General features: G+C 48.5%; 18 protein-coding genes and 1 CRISPR repeat array. Of the genes, 15 read left to right on the forward strand and 3 right to left on the reverse strand.

The window, feature by feature from the left end; all coding sequences use genetic code 11:
• Positions 1-85: 85 nt before the first annotated feature.
• From MPL1_RS09745 to MPL1_RS09755, 3 genes are read right to left on the reverse strand one after another with little or no spacing between them, the layout of a single operon-like run.
• Positions 86-1828, reverse strand: coding sequence for a sugar phosphorylase (locus MPL1_RS09745; protein WP_009726965.1), 1743 nt, complete (start codon positions 1826-1828; stop codon positions 86-88).
• Positions 1821-3062, reverse strand: a complete 1242-nt coding sequence (locus MPL1_RS09750; RefSeq protein ID WP_009726966.1) for a glycosyltransferase family protein — start codon at positions 3060-3062, stop codon at positions 1821-1823. Before MPL1_RS09750 ends, MPL1_RS09745 begins: the two co-directional genes overlap by 8 nt.
• Positions 3055-4827, reverse strand: coding sequence for an HAD-IIB family hydrolase (locus MPL1_RS09755; RefSeq protein WP_009726967.1), 1773 nt, complete (start codon positions 4825-4827; stop codon positions 3055-3057). The genes MPL1_RS09750 and MPL1_RS09755 overlap by 8 nt, the downstream gene beginning before the upstream one ends.
• 821 nt (positions 4828-5648) lie before the next feature.
• On the opposite strand from MPL1_RS09755, the gene MPL1_RS13300 reads away from it, so the two are divergent.
• The 15 genes from MPL1_RS13300 (at position 5649) to cas2e (ending at position 18375) form a co-directional block, all read left to right on the forward strand.
• The gene (locus MPL1_RS13300; RefSeq protein ID WP_152417642.1) at positions 5649-5957 is read left to right on the forward strand and encodes a hypothetical protein; all 309 of its coding nucleotides are present in this window, start codon (positions 5649-5651) and stop codon (positions 5955-5957) included.
• A gap of 145 nt (positions 5958-6102) precedes the next feature.
• On the forward strand, positions 6103-6603 hold the full coding sequence (locus MPL1_RS09765) for an outer membrane protein assembly factor BamB family protein (protein WP_009726969.1): 501 nt from the start codon (positions 6103-6105) through the stop codon (positions 6601-6603).
• Positions 6591-7208 (forward strand): beta-alanine-activating enzyme beta-propeller domain-containing protein, encoded by a 618-nt coding sequence (locus MPL1_RS09770; protein WP_009726970.1) that lies wholly within the window; start codon positions 6591-6593, stop codon positions 7206-7208. Before MPL1_RS09765 ends, MPL1_RS09770 begins: the two co-directional genes overlap by 13 nt.
• A 33-nt stretch (positions 7209-7241) precedes the next feature.
• Positions 7242-7469, forward strand: a complete 228-nt coding sequence (locus tag MPL1_RS09775; RefSeq protein ID WP_009726971.1) for a VF530 family protein — start codon at positions 7242-7244, stop codon at positions 7467-7469.
• A gap of 47 nt (positions 7470-7516) precedes the next feature.
• The gene (locus tag MPL1_RS09780; RefSeq protein WP_009726972.1) at positions 7517-8092 is read left to right on the forward strand and encodes a hypothetical protein; all 576 of its coding nucleotides are present in this window, start codon (positions 7517-7519) and stop codon (positions 8090-8092) included.
• Positions 8093-8166: 74 nt separating this feature from the next.
• Positions 8167-9129, forward strand: a complete 963-nt coding sequence (locus tag MPL1_RS09785) for a helix-turn-helix transcriptional regulator (protein ID WP_009726973.1) — start codon at positions 8167-8169, stop codon at positions 9127-9129.
• Positions 9130-9192: 63 nt separating this feature from the next.
• Positions 9193-11898: a CRISPR-associated helicase/endonuclease Cas3 gene (gene cas3 / locus MPL1_RS09790; RefSeq protein WP_009726974.1), complete on the forward strand. Its 2706-nt coding sequence runs from the start codon at positions 9193-9195 to the stop codon at positions 11896-11898.
• Positions 11895-13385 carry a type I-E CRISPR-associated protein Cse1/CasA gene (gene casA / locus MPL1_RS09795; RefSeq protein ID WP_009726975.1) on the forward strand — a complete coding sequence of 497 codons (1491 nt, stop codon included), beginning with the start codon at positions 11895-11897 and terminating at the stop codon, positions 13383-13385. The genes cas3 and casA overlap by 4 nt, the downstream gene beginning before the upstream one ends.
• Positions 13378-13821 carry a type I-E CRISPR-associated protein Cse2/CasB gene (casB, locus tag MPL1_RS09800; RefSeq protein WP_009726976.1) on the forward strand — a complete coding sequence of 148 codons (444 nt, stop codon included), beginning with the start codon at positions 13378-13380 and terminating at the stop codon, positions 13819-13821. The genes casA and casB overlap by 8 nt, the downstream gene beginning before the upstream one ends.
• A 26-nt stretch (positions 13822-13847) precedes the next feature.
• Positions 13848-14996 (forward strand): type I-E CRISPR-associated protein Cas7/Cse4/CasC, encoded by a 1149-nt coding sequence (cas7e, locus tag MPL1_RS09805; RefSeq protein ID WP_040577066.1) that lies wholly within the window; start codon positions 13848-13850, stop codon positions 14994-14996.
• A 9-nt stretch (positions 14997-15005) separates the two neighbouring features.
• Positions 15006-15659, forward strand: a complete 654-nt coding sequence (cas5e, locus tag MPL1_RS09810; protein WP_009726978.1) for a type I-E CRISPR-associated protein Cas5/CasD — start codon at positions 15006-15008, stop codon at positions 15657-15659.
• A complete protein-coding gene (gene cas6e, locus MPL1_RS09815; protein ID WP_009726979.1) occupies positions 15646-16260 on the forward strand; it encodes a type I-E CRISPR-associated protein Cas6/Cse3/CasE in 615 nt (204 codons plus the stop codon). Before cas5e ends, cas6e begins: the two co-directional genes overlap by 14 nt.
• A gap of 53 nt (positions 16261-16313) precedes the next feature.
• Positions 16314-17144: a KilA-N domain-containing protein gene (locus tag MPL1_RS09820; RefSeq protein ID WP_009726980.1), complete on the forward strand. Its 831-nt coding sequence runs from the start codon at positions 16314-16316 to the stop codon at positions 17142-17144.
• Positions 17137-18066: a type I-E CRISPR-associated endonuclease Cas1e gene (gene cas1e, locus MPL1_RS09825; RefSeq protein WP_040577067.1), complete on the forward strand. Its 930-nt coding sequence runs from the start codon at positions 17137-17139 to the stop codon at positions 18064-18066. The genes MPL1_RS09820 and cas1e overlap by 8 nt, the downstream gene beginning before the upstream one ends.
• Positions 18067-18072: 6 nt before the next feature.
• Positions 18073-18375, forward strand: a complete 303-nt coding sequence (gene cas2e, locus MPL1_RS09830; RefSeq protein WP_009726982.1) for a type I-E CRISPR-associated endoribonuclease Cas2e — start codon at positions 18073-18075, stop codon at positions 18373-18375.
• 83 nt (positions 18376-18458) lie between these two features.
• Positions 18459-21537: a CRISPR direct-repeat array (repeat unit 29 nt; unit sequence GTGTTCCCCACGACCGTGGGGATGAACCG).
• Positions 21538-21557 lie beyond the last annotated feature (20 nt).

Raw genomic sequence — 21557 nt, forward strand, 5'->3', positions numbered from 1 at the left:
TTCACGGCTGTGCTTGCAGCCACTGAAAGATAAGCAGACCCTATGTGAATATCATTAAATTATCATGACTACCCGTTAAAATCAGCTAGCGATTGCTTAACCAGAGCACCTGATAAGGTGAGAGTTCAATGGTTTCGGTCATGGGTTCAAGTACGTCACCGGACACCAGATCGTGCCAGTTATCGGTCAACACCAGGTTCAGATCAGCCACTCGTAAAGCATGAGGCTGATTGTGAACGTTGAAAATGCAGAAAATACTCTGTCGGCGATCCATGCTCTGCCGCCAGAAGCCAAATAAATGTTCGCCAAGTTGCAATGTGAATTGCGTGGCATTGGGATGAAAGGCGGGTTGGCGTTGCCTGAGTTCGATCAGGCTGCGTAACTGACGAAACACTTGTGAGTTTGCTGACTGCGGCGCTGCCAGCGTTGCTTCCAATGTTTCCATCTGCCACTGGTGGCGGTTAATCGCCCGGCTGTGACCGGTCTGTTGCAAACGTTCATAGTCATTGCCTGTTGCCAGCAGGCTATGAATATAAAATGCCGGTATGCCTTCCAGTGCCATCATGATTGCATGTGCGCAGAGAAAGCGTGGAATTTGCCATTGATCCGGCCCGGCAATCGTGCCTTGCAAAGCATCAAACAGGGCAATGTTGATTTCATAAGGCTTTTTAATGCCATTTTCTGCGGCTCGCCAGGATATTTCGCCGCCGAACCCCTGCATGGTGGTGATCAGCGCCGCAATCTCAGAGTCACTCAGCAAGCCTTCAGCCGGTCGCAGGCCAATACCATCATGCGAGGCGATAAAGTTAAAGTAAGCGGTGCCATTTTGTGCGGGAGGCATGCTCATTAACCACTGTCTTAAATAACCGCAATTGCCGGTGATCATGGTGTTGAGCAATAACGGCGGCAATGAGAAGTTATACACCCAGTGCGCCTCGTTGGCATTACCAAAATAACTCAGGTTTTCACGATTGGGGATGTTGGTTTCGGTAATGATGATGGCGTCAGATTGCGCCTGTTCGACCAATAATCGCAGCAGCCGAACCACCTCATGAGTTTCTGGCAAATTCAAACAGCTGGTGCCGGGTTGTTTCCACAAAAAAGCCACGGCATCCAGGCGAAACAGCCGCACGCCCTGATCCAGATAGAAGCGAATAATTCGCACGAAGGTTTTTAAAACCTCCGGGTTACGAAAATCGAAATCTACCTGTTCATGACTGAAGGTACACCAGACATGTTGCAGTCCATGGGCTGTTTCAGTGGGTCTGAGCAGAGGTGATGTGCGAGGTCGAACCACATCACTGATTGGCGCGTTGGCATGGCTGGTGTAGAAAAAATCGTGTCCTTCACCTTCACCAGCCATAAAGTTGGCAAACCACTGGCTGCTGCTGGAGCCATGATTGATCACCAGATCAGCCATCACTTTATACTGGCCGGCAATCTCCTGAATGTGGGTCCAGTCGCCCAGTTCAGGGTTCACCTGAAAATAATCCTTAACAGCAAAACCATCATCGGAACAGAAGGGGAAGAATGGCAAGATATGCACGATATTGATGCATTCGTGTAGATGCTGATCAAGAAACTGTTTGAGATTTTGCAGAGGCAGTTGCTCAGTGCTCAGCAAGTTATTGCCATAGCAAATCACTGCAATATCGGCCTGATCCCATTTGTTCTGATAGGGCGTCATCGGCCGGGTATCGTCGGGCAGTCGCATCAGCTCGATCAGTTGTTCAAGCAAGTGTGCATAGCCATCGTCATCCAGACTGTCTTTGTAGATGCTATGCAAATGATGCAGCACCGCTTGCCGCACCGGATTCTGTTCAGCCATGTTGGGCATCCTGTGCTTGGAAGTCACGATGATCGGCTTCTACGGCCTCATAAAGGCGTTCAAAAATATCTGGCAAGGCGCTTTGCACACGATTCCAGCTGGGGATAAATGGCGTTTCCATCGGGTTTTCCAGAAACATCTGCCCCGCATCCATAATGTTTTTGGCAAACATTTCAACCGAGGCTTCTTCTTGGTGAATATCAAACTGCAGACCGTTCATAATCGCGTCATTTCGATAGGTTTCGACAAAATCCAGTGCAATGCGATAGTAGGTGGCTTTGAGGGTGCGGAATGATTCGGCGTTAAAAACCGTGCCCTTGGTGGCCAGTTTTCTGAATAAGGCCTTGGAAATATCAATCGACATTTTGGACAATCCGGCTTGCTGATCATCCAGTGACAGTTCCTGATGCTTATGATCATAAATGTCAGCAATATCAACCTGACACAGGCGATTATTGGCAAAATTACGGTGCATTTCCGACAACACGCCAATTTCCAGTCCCCAGTCACTGGGAATTCGAATATCACTGAGTACATCTCGCCGGAATGAAAACTCGCCAGCCAGTGGGTAGCGATAACTATCCATATAGTCCAGATAATCGCTGTGGCCAAGGACTGACTTAAGTGCACGAATCAGTGGTGTCACCAATAAGCGATTGACTCGACCATTGAGTTTGCCGCCTGCCACACGGGCATAAAAGCCTTTGCAGAACTCGTAATTAAAGGTTGGGTTAGCGACCGGATAAATCAGCCGTGCCAACATTTCACTGGTATAGGTTGTGATGTCGCAGTCATGTAAAGCGACCGATTCAGCTTTGCCTGAAGCCAGAATGTAACCCATGCAATACCAGACATTTCGACCCTTTCCTGCCTCTTTGGGGGCCAGATTCAGGGCTTGTAGTTCTTCATCTATAGCGCGCAGTCTCGGGCCATCATTCCAGAGCACCCGGTGGTTTTGCGGCAGTTCGGAGAAAAATTGCAACGCATGTCGATACTGGGTTTCATCAGCCCGATCCAGCCCGATGACAATCTCAGACAGATAAGGCACTGATTTAAGTTCACGAATGATTTTGGGAAGCGCCTCGCCTTGTAATTCAGAATATAACGAGGGTAACAGCAAGCCCATTGGGCGACGTTTGCTGAATTGAGTCAGATCCTGTTCCAAATCGGCCAGATGCCGGTGTGTCAGGTTATGCAGGGTCGTAATAATGCCGTTCTGATAAAAATCAGCCATCGGGAGTCTCCTCGTTGAGATTTACTTGAATATCATTGGACACAACAATGTCCCGGACACCTTGTGACCAGCCTCTGGGTCCGGTGTCCTTTGAAATATAAACGCCATATTGACGATGCAGCTCTGGCAGACCATGCACCGGTGAGCGAATCAGCAATGCCAGATCCGCCTGTTCCAGCATGGCGCAGTCATTCTGGCTATCACCGGCAGCCAGACTGATAAATCGTTGTTCAGGATCATTGCGTCGAAACTCTGAAACCAGCCATTGCAGGGCTTTACCTTTGTCACAATCACCGGAAACATGCATGAATCGACCGCCATGCAACACACGTGCACCTTGCTGTTCGAGGGCTTCGATAAATTGTTTTTGTCGACCCGGACTGCCATGCCAGGCCACAGGCTCGCCATAACCACGTCGGGCGGCTCTGGCGGCGGCATGAACATTCAGCCCGGTCATGGCAATGATGCCGTCGATGCCGGCTTCAGCAAAAGTGGTGAAGTCAGTAGCGAAATCATCGCTGATAGATTTGATCAGTTGTTGCCAGTGACTGCGAGGTTCAACAAATTGTTTAACCCAGTAGCCACCAATGGTGGTGACATCCTCGGGTGGCTGTGCAAAATAACCAACGGGAATAAACACCGCAGCACCGTTTTCGACGATAAAGGGATGCTGGTTACTCAAACTGTCACGCAATAGCTCAATCTCAGCCTGTGTTTTGCTGCTGACCGGAATTACCGGAACAGCCTGGTTTTCCAGCCGGCTCAGCAGTTCATCAGCTTCATCGTGTCGATAATTGTGATGATCCAGCAATGAACCATCCAGATCGGTAAAAATCAACAGCTGCGGCGCGGTCTTCAACCCTTGGCGCGGCTGTTCGGTCATCTGAATGATGTTGCGGTCTTGGTCAAGTTCGATGAGATAATCCATCTTTTGCGGCAAACTGCTCATACAATGCTCACTGATACGTTGATAGTGTTGAATAAATCGGCGCATTTGCTGTGGGTTCATTACGCCTGAATGACGGGAAACTTCATCAGCAAGGGCCATGCGTAACTTGTCTTCCTGCTCCATACGCCAGTCAAATACGCAGGAGAAATCAGGCGCTTTCAGCATCACCCAGACATCGATGCAGTCAAATAAAGCCGGATAGTTAAGTTTGAGTTGCTGATTCACATAGTTACGCCAAGTGGCGTCGGCATCTTCATCAGCTTCGAGTGTATTCACAGGTGATTGCAACTGTGTGTCAGTCTGTGCCGAAGCACCCAGACACCAGCCTTCAATCACCACCACGTCGAGAGGTGTTTGCAGTTGTGTCCATTTGTCCTGCAAGAAGCGGTCATCTGTGGCCTTGTTAAATCTGGGAACAGACACCAGTCCCTGATGTTGTGTCAAAGCTCGCAAGGTATCTACCGCCAGTCTGACATCATGAGTCCCAGGCACACCCCGAGTCATCAGCAGGGGATGCACAGTCCTGGCAAGCCGCTCTCGCGCAGCCTTGGTCAAATAAAAATCATCCAGTGATATATCGACCGCTGATTTCTGATAGAACGACTTGAACAACATCACCAGCACAGACGCCAGCGTAGTTTTGCCCGAGCCTTGTGCACCATGAATACCAATCACAAATGGACGTTTTGCACTGTTATGGTGCGAAATTATCGCTTCTGCAAGCGGTGCAAAGTATTGTTCGATGACCGCTGAATAACTGGCGGGTAATTGGTTTTGCACGACAAATTGTTGGATGGCGCTGTCATTGCGGACCATAAAAATAAAAACCTGAAAACAAACTCCGAGGGGGTAACGCAATTATCGTACCGGTCACTGAAAAACCACGCGATCTTTCGGGAAATAGTGCCGCAAAAAAACGGGAATTTGGCAGGAATCCTATACCGCACAAGCCTTTATCTAAACTGGGACAAACAGACCAGCTGGAATATCCAATTCATAGACAATGACTGTGAGTTGTCTGCATAGATGCTGGGATGAGGCAAAAAAAAAAGGGCAAACCCGGAGGTTTGCCCAAAGTCTTGGTATCAAGACGAGAGAGAGAACAACACGCAACATTAAATCGCAAACAGGTACTTGCACTATTGATGCCAATATTATTTATTCATTTATAAACAATGATATAGGGTGTTTATGGCCAAGAGTAGGTGATTATATAGATAAGCAACTGCACCAAAGGGCTGCGCTTTGAACAGTGGTTTGCACTGAATCAGCACGTCAAATCAGAGATACACAAGTTGGGGGCTTATTTCACAGAGGCAAAAAAGGGCAAATCCGAAGATTTGCCCAAGGCTCAGCACGCAGACGAGAGAGAACAACATGCAACTGAATGTACAGATATGATTTAGCAGGAATGATGCCAATATTTATTTTTCAATCAAAAACAATGGTTTAGTGTGTTTTGCGTTGATTTGAAATGATTTTTATGGGGAATCCTGCACCAAAACAAACGTTCTCTTGGTGCAGCTGCACTGGTATCGCGCGTTTTGGCAAACAGGAATATTTTGTCTGCTGGACGTGTCAATAGCCTAATGAAAGCAAAGCACTTATTAATACAACATTTACTGATTTGGGTTTTGATGTCGCCGCTGACAGTTGTCGTGGCCGTTGAAGATGATTTTGTAATCAAGCAACTGACAAATGATTGTTTTCAGGAATGGCAAACGCGTGACTGGCGACTGGGTGAAGATGCTGCCCGAGTCGCTGATATGCCCAGCTATGTCGAAGCCATCAAGCGAATCTGTGGAGCCAGTGCTGAGTTGTTCGTAGAAGGATATCCCGTTTCGCCTTTCATTCATCAATCTCAGCGAGTCATTTTGCCGTTCATTTTTTCGGGACAAAATGCCGATGTTCGCCAGTGGCTGTTAAATGCAACTACTGACGACTGAATCGTCTGTGGTACTTGGCAGAAACCGGGGCAGGGGTGATAGCATTGTCCGCTTGAATGTGGCTGTTGCCTGCTGATGATCGTGTGTCTCACAGAAAACATGCATTGATCTGCTCGTTATGTGAGCATCCATTTAAGGAATGAATATGCACAAAGTCTTCGGGTTGCTGTGTGTTTTGCTGTTGTCAGGACTTGCTGGTTGTCACCAGTCGTCAAGCAACGGCGAAGCCTCACTGTTTCGGGGTGATTTGTTTCGCACCGGATATTTTGTCAGTCATGGCCCGGTTCAACTCGACAAACAAGCGCTGGTCTGGCGTTTTGAAGGCGATCAGGGACTGGCATCTTCTCCTGTTGTGAATGCCGGCGTTGTTTTTGCCGGGGCTTATGAAGGCGACGTCTATGCCATTGATGCCCGTTCAGGTGACTTGCTTTGGCAATTTGCAACCGGTGCCGGTGTATTTGCCAGCCCTGCGGTGACGGCTACCAGTGTCTATATAGGCAGTGACGATAGTTTTGTCTATGCACTCGATATCAGCACCGGTGCACAACGCTGGCGATATAAAACCAACGATAAAGTATTTTCATCTCCACTGGTTTATGGTGGCACGGTCTATGTGGGTAGCTTGATGGCAATATGTATGCACTGAGTGAATCGACAGGCCGTGAACTCTGGCATTTTGAAACAGGTGCGGCAGTGGATTCATCGCCAGCGGTTGTGGATGGTGTGATTTATTTCGGTAGTGATGATGGCTATTTCTACGCACTGGACAGCATTCAAGGCAAATTACGCTGGAAGTTTGAAACCGGCGCTGCAATTGATGCCGCACCCGCAATTCACAATGATCAGATCCTGATCGCCGATGAAGCAGGAAAACTCACGGCGTTATCCCTTGAACAAGGTGAACTGCAATGGCAGATTCAAGTGACGGGACAGCTATTTGCCTCGCCTGCAGTATTTGATGAGCAGGTGGTCATCGCCTCGACCAGTGGCGAAATCCACGCTATCGAATTGGAGACCGGACAAGTCATCTGGCAACGAGATTTGGGCAGTGCGATTTTTTCATCGCCCGCGATTGCTGACGATATGGTCTATGCCGGCACCATGAGCGGACAATTGCATAACCTGAGTTTGCAAGATGGCGCTTTGCTCTCAAGTTTTGATGCTGGCTGGCCGATTGTGGCATCGCCGTTCCTGGCGGAAGGTGTCTTGTATTTCAACACTGACGATGGTGAGCTGTTTGCCTTGCGTTGAGCAAGTCCAAGGCCACATGGAACAAGATGCGTGATGACTGAAACTCAAGCCAATAACCCATTACACGGGCTTACCCTGGAAAAAATTCTGACCAGACTGTATGAGCATTACGGCTGGCAGGGCTTGCACGAAAAAATCAATATCAACTGCTTCAGTCATGAGCCATCCATCAAGTCATCGCTCAAGTTCCTGCGCAAGACACAATGGGCCCGGGATAAAGTTGAGGCCTTATATATAAGTACATTTGTTAAGCCTCAATAAATAAGCGTTGTGCATGAGCTGACCATGTCCCATCCATCAAGTTATCAATGAAAACCTTACTCAGCGGTCTGGCGATCGCCATCACCTTTTTTGCTTTTATTCCCTATATCAAATCGATCATCAGTGGCCATACCCGGCCGCATGTGTTTTCCTGGATTATCTGGGGCAGCACCACGCTGATTGTGTTTTTTGCACAACTGCAAGATGGGGCTGGCATAGGTGCCTGGCCGATTGGTGTTTCAGGTGTCATTACCTTGCTGGTGGCCTGGCTGGCCTATCGATACCGGGCCGATTACAGCATTACCCGAACCGATCAAATCTTCATGCTCATGGCCATACTGTCATTGCCGTTGTGGTATTTCACGGCCAATCCATTGTGGGCGGTGATCCTGCTGACCTTTGTTGACCTGCTGGGCTTTGGCCCGACCTTTAGAAAAGCCTTCTACCTGCCATATCAGGAAAACATCGGCTTTTTCAGTTTGTTTGCCCTGAGAAATCTGCTGGTTGTACTGGCGCTTGAACATTATTCCGTGACCACAACCCTGTTTCCTGCCGCCACTGGATTCGCCTGTGTTTTGCTGATAATGCTGATTGTGCAACGCCGATATTCATTCAGTCGTTAAACACCTGATAGCTCGACAACAGGTCAGCATTGATTTAGTGTCCCAAAGACCCCTCAGGTTTAAGGACATTGGCGATGGATTTTGCCCATATCTACGAGCTACACAAGTTACTCAAAGGAAGACGGTATCCCATACCGCTGGACGAGATCCTGCACAAACTTGAGTGCAGCAGATCAACCTTTCACCGTATCCGTGAGCATATGTCCGACTATCTGGGAGCACCCATCACCAACCAGCGAGGTGAGGGTTATATCTACGATTTGAAATCGGATGAAAGCTACGAATTGCCGGGCCTCTGGTTTAGCGCCAAAGAGATTATCTCCCTCGCATTACTCGAACAACTTAGCGAAACGCTGCAACCCGATGTCGTCAAACAACTGCTACAACCCGTTTCCGAACGTCTGCATCAACTGCTTGACAAGCAACATATCAGTCAACATGACTGGCAAAGCCGCATCAAAGTCGCCAGCCAGTGGCAACGCATCTGCGAACCAGAACACTTTATCAACGTGGCTCACGCCCTGTTGAAAAGGCAACAACTGGAAATCGACTATTGGCAATGGCAAACCGACAGCACCGAAACACGCATCATCAGCCCGCAACGCCTCGTTTACTACCGTGATAACTGGTATCTGGATGCCTGGTGCCATAAACGTGAAGCCCTGCGGACATTCTCTGTAGATGCCATCCACCAAAGCAAAAAAACATCTGAAATCGCCAAAGATATCGATCCAGACCAACTCAATGCCCACGTAATGCCCGGTTACGGGATTTTTGCAGGTGATGTCACGGGCATAGCAGAACTCAAGTTTTCCAAAGCCATCTCCAAACGCACCAGCCGGGAAAGCTGGCACCCGGACCAACAAGCTAACTGGACCGAACAAGGCGAATATCTGCTATCTGTTCCATACAGCGACCCCCGTGAACTTATCCGCGACATCCTGCGCTTCGGCAGCGATATTGAAGTCATCAAGCCAGAATCACTTCGTGAAGAAATCAAAAATGAATTGCAAAAAACATTAAAAAAATATTGTTGAGTGTCAGGTTTTGGGACTTAAGGATGAGAGGATGGGTATGTACAACAGGGGAATGAGTCGAAGATGACCGAAATACCAAGCTATTTTCGTTATTGGGGTAAGGCCAGAAAAGATCCTGAACAGTCGGGGCCTGACTTTCATTTGCTGCCATACCATTGTTTGGATGTGGCCGCGGTAGCAGATATGTGGTGGACTCAAAGTTCAGCGATAAAGAATGCTTTTATACAGCTTTCTGGGCTAGACGAAACTCGAATTAAGGCTTGGGTCTTATTTTTTGTTGCATTGCATGACTATGGGAAATGGGATCTGCGTTTTCAGCGCAAAGCTCCGATGGTATGGGATGCGGTGAACCCAGACTTAGCAGTATTTGACTTGCCTCTCTCAGAGCATGAGATTAAAACCTATTTTCATGGTCCGGAAGGCTTGGCTTGGTTTTATCGAGATAATGAGAATCGCTTTTCAACCAGCGATTGGATGGATAAAGGCTCTGAGGATTGGACACATTGGTGTGGTTGGTTAGCCGCTGTTGCGGGTCATCATGGACACATACCGAAGTCTCAACCTGATGAGGCTGGCTTACCGATTCGATGTCAGGACGCAGAACCTCTACTAAAAGCAGCACGCCTGGCGTGGCTGGAAGAACTTGAAACACTATATCTGCAACCAGCCGGACTAAGTCTAGCGGACAATCCGCCGGAATTAGATGAGCGAAGCCAAATTATGTTGGCAGGCTTTTGTTCAGTCTGTGATTGGTTGGGCTCGTCGGATTTCTTTCCGTATGTGTCTGAGTATCCAAAGCCACAAAAAACACTTAAGGACTGGTATGAGCATCGTTTTAAATATGCCGAGAAATCATTAATTGCCGCGGGGGTTCTATCTCATACCCAGCCGAAACCATCGATAGAAAAACTACTAGGTGCAGGTCAGTTGCCAAGACAAATTCAATGCTTAGTTGATGATTTGCCGTTAACGCAAAGCCTGACGCTAATCGAGGCATCTACCGGCTCTGGTAAAACAGAGGCCGCTCTGGCTTATGCCTGGAAACTGCTGAACCAAGGGTTAGCAGATAGTATTGTTTTCGCCTTACCTACTCAGGCGACGGCTAATGCTATGTTCGCACGATTGGAAAGAGCGGCGGAGACGATTTTTCGGCAGGAAACTAACTTGGTGTTAGCGCATGGCAAAGCTAGATATCAAGAATTATTTAAAAGCATGAAACAAATTGGAAAACGGCAAATCCTGCAAGGTAAAGAAGAGGCCTGGGTTCAGTGTGGAGAATGGTTGGCGCAAAGCCGAAAGCGCGTGTTTCTTGGGCAGATTGGTGTGTGTACCGTCGACCAGGTGTTGGTATCAGTACTGCCGGTTAAGCATAAATTTGTGCGAGGTTTCGGTATCGGGCGCAGTGTTTTAATCGTGGATGAAGTACACGCTTATGACAGTTACATGTATGGCTTGCTTACTGGAGTATTGCAACAACAAAGAGCTTCAGGAGGTAGTGCCGTATTATTATCGGCCACTCTACCTGCCCATCAAAAACAAGCACTGGCTGATGCCTGGCAATGTCAATTAGATGAGACTGTTAACCACTATCCACTCATCACCCATTGTCAGCAGAATCAAGTGAAGACTTTCGATCTTGAACATTTGCCTGAACCCCAACCAGAAAAGCAGTTCGTTAGTATTGAGTTAATTAAGGACGAATCATTATTACCAAATGAGGAATTATTGCGGCGAATAATGGAGGCTGTGTCCAAGGGTGCGCAGGTATGCCTGGTTTGTAATCTAGTAGATGTGGCACAAAAGATTTACCGCATACTCTCTGAGCGAATGGATGAATACCCTGGTATTAATCAAGACCAAATCAGCTTGTTTCATTCGCGATTTACCTTTACCGATCGCCAACAAAAAGAGCAATCAGTGCTGGATACCTTTGGTGTAAAACCCAAACCGGAAAATGCCCGCGATAAGGGTCATGTGCTAATAGCTACGCAGGTTGTCGAGCAATCATTGGATGTCGATTTCGACTGGTTGTTAACGCAATTATGTCCAGTCGATTTGCTATTCCAGAGAATGGGGCGCTTACACCGTCATTCGAGAAAACGTCCTATTGGTTTTGAGCAACGACTGTGCACGATATTGGTACCTGACTCTTTGGATTATCAATTACATGAGCTTATATATGGTAATAGCCGGGTACTATGGCGCACGCATCAATTGCTGGAAAAAACGGTTCAGCAAGGTGGACAGATCGAATTTCCAACCGCCTACCGGGCCTGGATAGAACCTGTGTATCAGGAAGACGAGTGGAATGATGAGCCTGAAATTGTCAAAGCAAGTTATGAAAAATTCTCAGAAAACGCGTTTGCTTCAAAATGCAATGCCAAGGCTTTAATGAACTCAGGTATGAATCCTTTGAATGATGACGACGCTAAAGTCAGTTTGTTAACTCGTGACGGGGAAATGAGTCTGAGCTTGGTGCCTTATGTCGTTAGTACCGATGGAAATCGTTGTTTATTAAATGGTCAGGCTGTGGATGAGATGGAAGAGGCCGAACGATTTGAGGCTATCAATCTCAATACCATTCCTGTACCTCACAGCTGGGGAAGAAAGTCTGGTCAACTGCCAGAGCCGGATAGCAATGGTTTGATTTGGCTGGAGATGCAAAAACAACATCGTGGCTATTGTGGTGAATTTGGAATTTGGCAGTATAGCTACTCAAGTCAGAATGGATTTCAACGAGTGGATAACGCCCCAAAGGAAATGAAATGAATTTATTAAAAGATGCCTGGATACCGGTTCAGCAAGCGGGGTTGATGGAAAAAATCACCTTGCAACAACTGCTCTGTAACGAAAAACAAGGCGAGTTGTGTCTGCCTCGTGATGATATGGAATTTGCTTGCCTGCAACTTCTGGTTGCCATCACGCAGGTATTGTTTCCCCCTGCCGATAAAGCGCAATTGGTACAACGTCTCAAGCAGCCGCTGACTCGAAGTGAGTATGATGATGGTTGTGAAGGTAAATTGGATTGGTTTGATCTTGATCATCCTGAAACGCCTTTTATGCAGTTCCGTGGTGTGAACGCAAAAGAATTAACCCCCATGGATAAGCTAATGGCGGGCGTGGCAGATGGCACCAATAAAACCTTTGTTAACCCTCAGGGATTGATCGAGGGACTGTGTGCAGGGTGTGTATCCATTGTTCTCTACAACACAGCTTATAACTGCCCGAGCATGGGCGGTGGTTTTAAATCTGGTATGCGTGGCAGTACACCCATTACTGTGTTGATTCGTGGTGACAATTTGAGTCAGACAGTGTGGCATAACGTACTGACAGCAGCGTCTTTAAAACGAGAAATGCCATGTTACGAGCCATCCGATATAACTCTTCCAAACTATATCGAAGGTTTGCGTAAAGACAGCAAGCTATCAGCAAGCACAATAGGATTAGCAAAAGGCTTATTCTGGCAGCCTGCACGCTTTGAGTTGGCACCGATTGAGGGTGAGGGGGTATGTAGTTGCTGTGGCCAAAATCTACCACTGTATACCGGGTTTAAAAAAGAAAAATTCAGTTACACCATTGAGGGTGTTTGGCCTCATCCGCTTTCGGCTAGAACTTTCACTATTAAAGCAGGGCAAAAGGAAGAGAAATTTCCATCCTTTACGACTTCGCAGCCAAGCTGGGTTCACCTAGCTAAATTGGTGGTAGATAAAGATAATGGCAAAGAAGGTTATCACCCGGCTCCTGTTATTACGCAATTAAAATCCTTTGGTGCCAAACGCCTGAACCTGATGGTGGGAGGTTATCGAAATAACCAGGCGACTGTTTTGGAGCGCCGCCATGAAATGTATAGCCTGGCAAGTGACTGGCAGGAAAACACAAGTTTAGTGGATGAGTTAATCACTCTGGCACAGGAATATAAAAAGGCACTGCGAAAAGCGCTGTATCTATTCGGCGAAGGCGTAAAAGACAGTTTTGCTGGTGCTGGTGTCAACCTGACAGACCAATACGAGGCGGTGTTTTACCAAAGTACCGAGCAACTTATACAAGATACTCTGGCTGAAATCAGTTATACGCAACCTTCTTCTGCATTAGATTCACTATCGTCTTCCCTAAAAGCACGAGTAACTCAACTCTTTGATCAAGCCATCTTCCCCTACCGACAAGAGCCCAAAATGCTTAAGGCGCTGGCTTCTTCTCGACGACTGTTAAACAAATACTTAAAAGACTTGGAACCACACGGAGGTAACCATGAGTAATGAAAAAGCGCCGGACTTTCTGGCGATTTATGAACAATATCAGGCATTGAAACCTGGCTCCCAGGCGGAGCTTCGCCGGGCGGTCAAACCTGCTGATCTTCTTGAGGTATCTGCGTTTTATCAATTGTTAAAAGGACATCAGGCTGATGGTCGGATGCAACGGCTGGTGTATTGCCTTCCCGTTATCAAACATCAGGCGGAAGGCTATGGCCTTGGACAGGCACTGGCAAAAGCCAATATCAGTGAAAAGCGCTTATTTATGGTGCTGCGTTCCGAGACGCCTAACGATTTGATTCAACTTCGGCGTCTATTAAAAATGGCTCAGCCAACACTGGATTGGCTAAAAGCCGCACCTACAATTTACTACTGGGGCGAAAGCAGTAAACGTAAATTGCTGGAAGATTACTTTTACTATCAAAACAACAGTGCTGCATAAGCGATTGAAAAATTAAGGATGAACCAATGAATAAGAATTTTATTAACTTTCACGTATTAATCTCTCACAGCCCGTCTTGTTTAAACCGAGATGATATGAATATGCAGAAGTCGGCGATGTTTGGTGGTAAACGTCGGGTTCGGGTTTCTAGCCAAAGCTTAAAGCGCACCATGCGTCAAGGTGATTACTATAAAGAGAATTTGGGGCAACCGTCGTTGCGAACAAGGGACTTGGCAAAAGTTCAATCTAGGTACGTTGAAGGGTTATCAGAGCGTTTCCCCGAAGACATTATTGTCAAAGCATTGGAGTGGATTTCTGGTAAAGAGGGGTTGCCCGATCTGTCGACCAAAGGGATTGCTGTTGCACCTTGGGCATTAGAAGAGGTAGCGTGCTTTTGCCAGGCTATTCAAGACGCGGGTGAAGAAATCGACTTGGCTAAATTGAAGAAACAGGTAGAAAAGGATGCTCAACCTTTTATTGCTGCTGCCAGTCAGTCTTTGGATATTGCCCTTTCGGGCCGTATGGCAACATCTGGTTTGATGACAAATGTGGATGGTGCTTTGGCTGTTGCGCATGCGATTACAACACATGCTGTTGATGCTGATATTGATTGGTTTACTGCTGTAGATGATTTGGTTCAGGAGGAAAAAGATCATCGTCGAATAGGTGCTTTGGAGGAAGGAAAAGGCGAACAAGGATCTGGCCACCTTGATACTCAGGAGTTTTCTTCCGGTGTGTTTTATCGCTATGCCAGCCTGAATATTACTCAATTACAGAAAAATCTGGGCGATGTATCACGTGAAAAGGCATTGGATATAGCAGCTCATGTATTGCACATGCTGGCAACCGAGGTGCCCAGTGCCAAACAACAAAGCTTCGCTGCACATAATCTGGCCGATCAGGCCTTGGTGTCATTTTCTGACCAGCCTATATCACTGGCGAATGCTTTTGAAAAACCAGTGAAAGCAGACCAACAAGGTGGCTTCAGAATGCCGTCTGCAAAAGAGCTGAATGACTACTGGGACAAAATTCATCGCGGCTATGGACTGGATGAGCGATGTGCTGAATTCTCGCTGGAACCTATTGAGCTGCCTGATGGCATGATTCGTAAGGAGTCATTGCCGGCGTTAGAGGAATGGGTTCGTAACGATGGCCCCGTTGAAAACAACGCATAAGGTATAGCCATGAAGGATTATTTGGTACTCAAACTGCAAGGTCCGTTGCAGGCATGGGGGCGGGAGAGTTTTGAAGGGTTAAGGCCATCTGAACTCTACCCTGGTCGAAGTGCTTTATTGGGATTGCTAGGTGCTTGTTTGGGTGTTGAGCGTGATGACCAAGCAGCACAATATCGTTTGGCAAGTTGCATTCATTTTGCTGTAAGAGTTGACCAGCAAGGGCAGAAATTAACTGACTACCACACGGTGAAAGATGCTCGCGTCGAATACAGTGGTTTAAAAAGTCACGAAACGATTCAGACATGGCGAGAATATTGGCAGGATGCGAAATACACAGTTGTTGCCTGGATGGATGATGATGCAAGAATAACCATAGATGAACTGGAGTGGGCGCTTAAAAACCCCAAATACACCCCAGTGTTGGGACGACGAAGTTGTCCACTTACCAGACCGCTATATGAGACAAAAGTGCTTGCCAAGACAGCGTTAGATGCATTGAGTCTGGTTGGCCCTGTGGGAGGAACGATTTATTCGGATGAAAACACTGAGGGTGCCAGACCATTGAAAACGCGTGATGTGCCCATTATTCAGCAACCGCGACAATTTGCCAGTCGGATGGTGTATATGAGTCGGGCAAAAGGAGATGCGCATGTACCTGAGTAAAGTGAAATTGAATTGGGCGCAGGCAAAAAATCCTTATGAACAACATCGTGCGTTATGGTTACTATTTCCTGACCGATCTGAAGATTCACGTGACTTTCTCTTTCGTGTAGAAAAGTACGTTAAAGGGCAAGGTGCCGATGTTATCGTTCAGTCACAATGGCAACCACAGCCTAGTGATGCTGTGGAGCTATTGGCGACCAGAGAGTTACATTTATCACTTCAAGCAGGTCAGCGATTGCGTTTTCGCCTGCGAGCTAACCCGATAAAATCCATTAAAGATGAACGCAAAGGTGAGCAAATAAAAAATGGCAGGCTCTACAAACGATCTGTTCGTGTCCCCTTGATTCATGAAGATCAACAAAAATCCTGGCTTGCGCGGAAACTGAGTGATGCTGTTCTGCTGCATACCGTTACTATTCAACCAGAATTGCCTTTGAATTTTCGTAAACAGAAAGAACAACGCAGTGGGAAGATTCAGCCTGTGTTATTTGAAGGAATATTTACAGTTAAAAGTCCAGAAGCATTGCTGAAACTGATGAACGAAGGCATCGGCCCAGCCAAGTCTTTTGGTTGTGGATTGCTATCTTTAGCAACTGCCTGATGTTAATTCGCCGACTATAAGTGCACATCAGAGCGGACACTCAGGGAGGAGTCATGAAAGCCAAGCTACAGGTATTGGAACAGGAAATATCGACCACTACCAAGGACGGTTTTGAATACATCTGTATTACCGATATTGCTCGTTACAAAAACAGTGATCGTACTGACGACCTGATTCGAAACTGGTTACGTAATCGCAACACCATTGAGTTCTTGGGAATATGGGAGCAGTTGAACAACCCGGATTTTAAACCCGTGGAATTCGACGGGTTTAAACAAGAAGCTGGATTAAACAGTTTCACGCTTACTCCCAAGCAGTGGATCGAGAAAACCGCAGCTATTGGCCTGATCTCTCGTCCTGGGCGCTATGGCGGTACTTACGCCCAAAAAGACATCGCTTTCGAGTTTGCTAGCTGGGTTTCGGTTGAGTTCAAGCTATACCTCATCATAGAGTTTCAGCGGTTAAAGGAGCAGGAGTTTCAGCAACTTGGCTGGGATATTCGCCGTAATCTTGCCAAAGTCAATTACCTGATTCATACCGATGCCATCAAGGAAAACCTGATACCGGACACGTTGACGCCACAACAGATTAATTATGTTTACGCCAATGAAGCTGATTTGCTCAACGTGGCACTGTTTGGCATGACAGCCAAGCAATGGCGTGAAGCAAATCCTCAAGCCAGTGGCAATATGCGTGATCATGCCAATGTGCATCAACTGGTGTGTCTGGCAAATCTGGAGGCATTAAATGCCCACTTCATTGAACTGGGCCAAAGTCAGACTGAAAGGCTAGTCAGTTTGAACGAGGTGGCGATTCGGCAAATGCGGATTCTAGTGTCGAACGAAAGCTCGTTGATGTTCCGGGGTGAAAACAAGAATGGCTGAGTCTTCGTCTTACCTTCCATTAAAACCCATCCCGATGAAAGATCGGGTTTCGATGATATTTCTTCAATATGGTCAGGTTGATGTCAAGGATGGTGCTTTCGTTCTGATAGATAAAAACGGTGTGCGCACACATATTCCGGTGGGTGGTATTGCCTGCATCATGCTGGAACCTGGTACGCGAGTTTCGCATGCAGCCGTTCGACTGGCTGCCCAGGTGGGTACCTTGTTGGTATGGGTCGGGGAGGCGGGTGTAAGGTTGTATGCTTCCGGTCAGCCTGGTGGCGCTCGTTCAGACCGTTTGCTTTATCAAGCCAAACTTGCACTGGAAGATGATTTACGGCTGAAAGTGGTCAGGAAAATGTATGAACTGCGTTTTGGCGAATCAGCACCACAGCGTCGCAGTATTGAACAGTTACGAGGGATAGAAGGCGCCAGGGTCCGAGCGACTTATCAACTGCTAGCAAAGCAATATGGTGTGAAATGGCATGGTCGACGTTATGACCCCAAAGACTGGCAGGCTGGGGACGTGGTTAATCAATGTATCAGTGCCGCAACTTCTTGCTTATACGGTATCACCGAGGCCGCTATTCTGGCAGCTGGCTATGCACCAGCAGTGGGATTTATTCACACCGGTAAGCCACTTTCTTTTGTCTACGATATTGCCGACATTTTTAAATTTGATACGGTAGTGCCACTGGCATTTCGAATTGCATCTCAACACCCAACGGAGCCAGACAAGCAAGTGAGGTTAGCCTGCCGCGATGTTTTTCGGGATCAAAAAACATTAGCTCGAATTATCCCGTTAATTGAAGAGGTTCTGTCTGCCGGTGGCATTTCTCCACCGAAGCCACCCAAAGAGTCCGTCCCACCGGCTATACCACCGGCTGAGAACCTTGGTGATGAAGGACATCGGAGTGATTAATACATTATGGCAATGACGGTAGTGGTAACAGAAACCGTGCCAGATCGTTTGAGAGGACGGCTAGCTATCTGGCTGTTACAAGTGCGGGCAGGCGTCTACGTGGGTGATGTTTCCAAGAAGATCAGAGAAATGATCTGGCAGCAATGTGAGACGTATTGTGATGAAGGCAATATCGTTATGGCGTGGGCTACTAATACGGAGTCTGGTTTTGATTTTCAAACCATAGGGAAAAACAGACGCCATCCTGTAGAGCTGGACGGTTTGAGGCTTGTTTCGTTTCTACCAGCCGAAGACAATACTGATCTTTAACAAAAAGAAAAATTTGTTGCATTTCAATTGGTAGAAAATAAATAGCAAAAATTTATTTGGTAAATCAATTGGATGCAACAAGAGTGTTCCCCACGACCGTGGGGATGAACCGAATATGGCTTTGCTGACACTATTGAAACCGCTGTGTTCCCCACGACCGTGGGGATGAACCGAGATGGCGGGCAAAGAGCTCAAGCTGGCAGACGTGTTCCCCACGACCGTGGGGATGAACCGTATGCATTCTCAAATTTGGCTGGTCTTAACATGTGTTCCCCACGACCGTGGGGATGAACCGGGTCAGCTCACCAGCAGAATTTATCTGAGCAGGTGTTCCCCACGACCGTGGGGATGAACCGTCAGGCGGTGTTGTAGCGGTACTGATGGTGATGTGTTCCCCACGACCGTGGGGATGAACCGTCACTGTTATAGAGAAACAGCCAGTGTATGAGGTGTTCCCCACGACCGTGGGGATGAACCGCCTTTGAACTCTGAGCATCAGATCGTCTTTGTGTGTTCCCCACGACCGTGGGGATGAACCGCATTAAGCGGCAGCTGATTATCTGCGATCCGCGTGTTCCCCACGACCGTGGGGATGAACCGGTCAGATTGGCTTCCTGGCCTGGGCGCGTAGCGTGTTCCCCACGACCGTGGGGATGAACCGCGGAATGCGTCCATTAAGATATTGATTTATTGGTGTTCCCCACGACCGTGGGGATGAACCGCCAAATGGCAATAATGGCACCGTCATAACAAGGTGTTCCCCACGACCGTGGGGATGAACCGGTGCCGCCGACTCAGGCGGAACCCACGTTGCAGTGTTCCCCACGACCGTGGGGATGAACCGCCAGTTTGAGTGCTACGCACTCAACATCACCTGTGTTCCCCACGACCGTGGGGATGAACCGGCTAGGCGTTACTGGGAGAGGTTAGCCAAGGTGTGTTCCCCACGACCGTGGGGATGAACCGGGCTGGCCGATGCACTGGGGGATGATTTGCCCGTGTTCCCCACGACCGTGGGGATGAACCGCTTTAAAAACTCTGCTTCCTGTTTCTGTTCTTGTGTTCCCCACGACCGTGGGGATGAACCGTGCGCCACAGGCGAGCGTGATGTGCATCGTAAGTGTTCCCCACGACCGTGGGGATGAACCGGCTTTGAGTAGTGATCCTGGTTCGCTGATGAAGTGTTCCCCACGACCGTGGGGATGAACCGTTCGGCTCAAAAGTTGTGGCTGTGCCGATTGAGTGTTCCCCACGACCGTGGGGATGAACCGGCAACGTCGCCTGAGAGAAAAACCGGAATCAAGTGTTCCCCACGACCGTGGGGATGAACCGTAATTGGGTGATTTCTGATTCTCTGCGTGAGTGTGTTCCCCACGACCGTGGGGATGAACCGGCACAGAACCGCGCACATCCTCATACCGTTCAGTGTTCCCCACGACCGTGGGGATGAACCGAATCAGGAGTTAATGTAATGCCTGGCGTTACTGTGTTCCCCACGACCGTGGGGATGAACCGCTGGCAGAACGCCTCCTGGATTTTTCGGTACTGTGTTCCCCACGACCGTGGGGATGAACCGGCTCGTGCCTTTGTTGTAACTTGTTTCAGTCTGTGTTCCCCACGACCGTGGGGATGAACCGCGGTCAGGGTGATCTGTTCGATGACTTTGACAGTGTTCCCCACGACCGTGGGGATGAACCGCGTTGGTGATATTCAATAGGATAAATGAAATTGTGTTCCCCACGACCGTGGGGATGAACCGGCGGGCCAGCGCCAGAGCAGGCGAAGCCAGAGGTGTTCCCCACGACCGTGGGGATGAACCGAAATTGAACTAAGGTTTAGAGTTAATGACAAAGTGTTCCCCACGACCGTGGGGATGAACCGGATTATTTGTTTTTGCCCAGCGAGTTGCCCAAGTGTTCCCCACGACCGTGGGGATGAACCGAACCACCAGAACCAGAAATGGAGCCTGAGCAAGTGTTCCCCACGACCGTGGGGATGAACCGCGCCTTATCAATCCGACTTGCACGAATATCACGTGTTCCCCACGACCGTGGGGATGAACCGAATGAACGGCAGTCAGCAGGCGAGTGGTTCATGTGTTCCCCACGACCGTGGGGATGAACCGAGAGTGCGAGCAACGTTTGTTCTGGAAAATGGGTGTTCCCCACGACCGTGGGGATGAACCGCCGTCAGCATTATGGCTGAGCGTATTTATGATGTGTTCCCCACGACCGTGGGGATGAACCGGACTGCTGGAGAATCCAGAGGATTACGCATCAGTGTTCCCCACGACCGTGGGGATGAACCGGTCAATCGCCAGGTGAACCCGAACGGCCTTGAGTGTTCCCCACGACCGTGGGGATGAACCGGGCACCTATACAGGGGTAACCGACATGACGCAGTGTTCCCCACGACCGTGGGGATGAACCGGTGTGCCATGAAGATGTGCGACCTGGACAGCTGTGTTCCCCACGACCGTGGGGATGAACCGAGATTGGGGGTCTTGACTACGAAACTTACCAGGTGTTCCCCACGACCGTGGGGATGAACCGCCACGCAGAATACCTGGCATTATTGAAAGACAGTGTTCCCCACGACCGTGGGGATGAACCGCACATCAGACGGTACGATTGAATGAACACGAAGTGTTCCCCACGACCGTGGGGATGAACCGAATCTACACTGAAATAATCGCCTGATGAATGTGTGTTCCCCACGACCGTGGGGATGAACCGAAGAAGAGTTGTCCTCGTATCAATTAGGAACAGTGTTCCCCACGACCGTGGGGATGAACCGTGTGGGGTTCATTTTATAGCCTTTGTGGGTTGGTGTTCCCCACGACCGTGGGGATGAACCGTAATAACAGGAGCAGTAGTGCCAATAGGAATAGTGTTCCCCACGACCGTGGGGATGAACCGGAACTGTTACAGGTAAATCACGAAACCCCTCCGTGTTCCCCACGACCGTGGGGATGAACCGCTGTTGGTGTCGAAGTCCAGTAAGCACAGTTTGTGTTCCCCACGACCGTGGGGATGAACCGCAGCCTGCAGCTTCGCCAGCACCTACCAGAACGTGTTCCCCACGACCGTGGGGATGAACCGCAGCTGGCAGCTTCCGAGACCTGCGGCCATTTGTGTTCCCCACGACCGTGGGGATGAACCGAACTCCCTCCGAGTCCCTGA

Origin of the sequence: Methylophaga lonarensis MPL, assembly GCF_000349205.1 — a bacterium.
Lineage (GTDB): Bacteria > Pseudomonadota > Gammaproteobacteria > Nitrosococcales > Methylophagaceae > Methylophaga > Methylophaga lonarensis.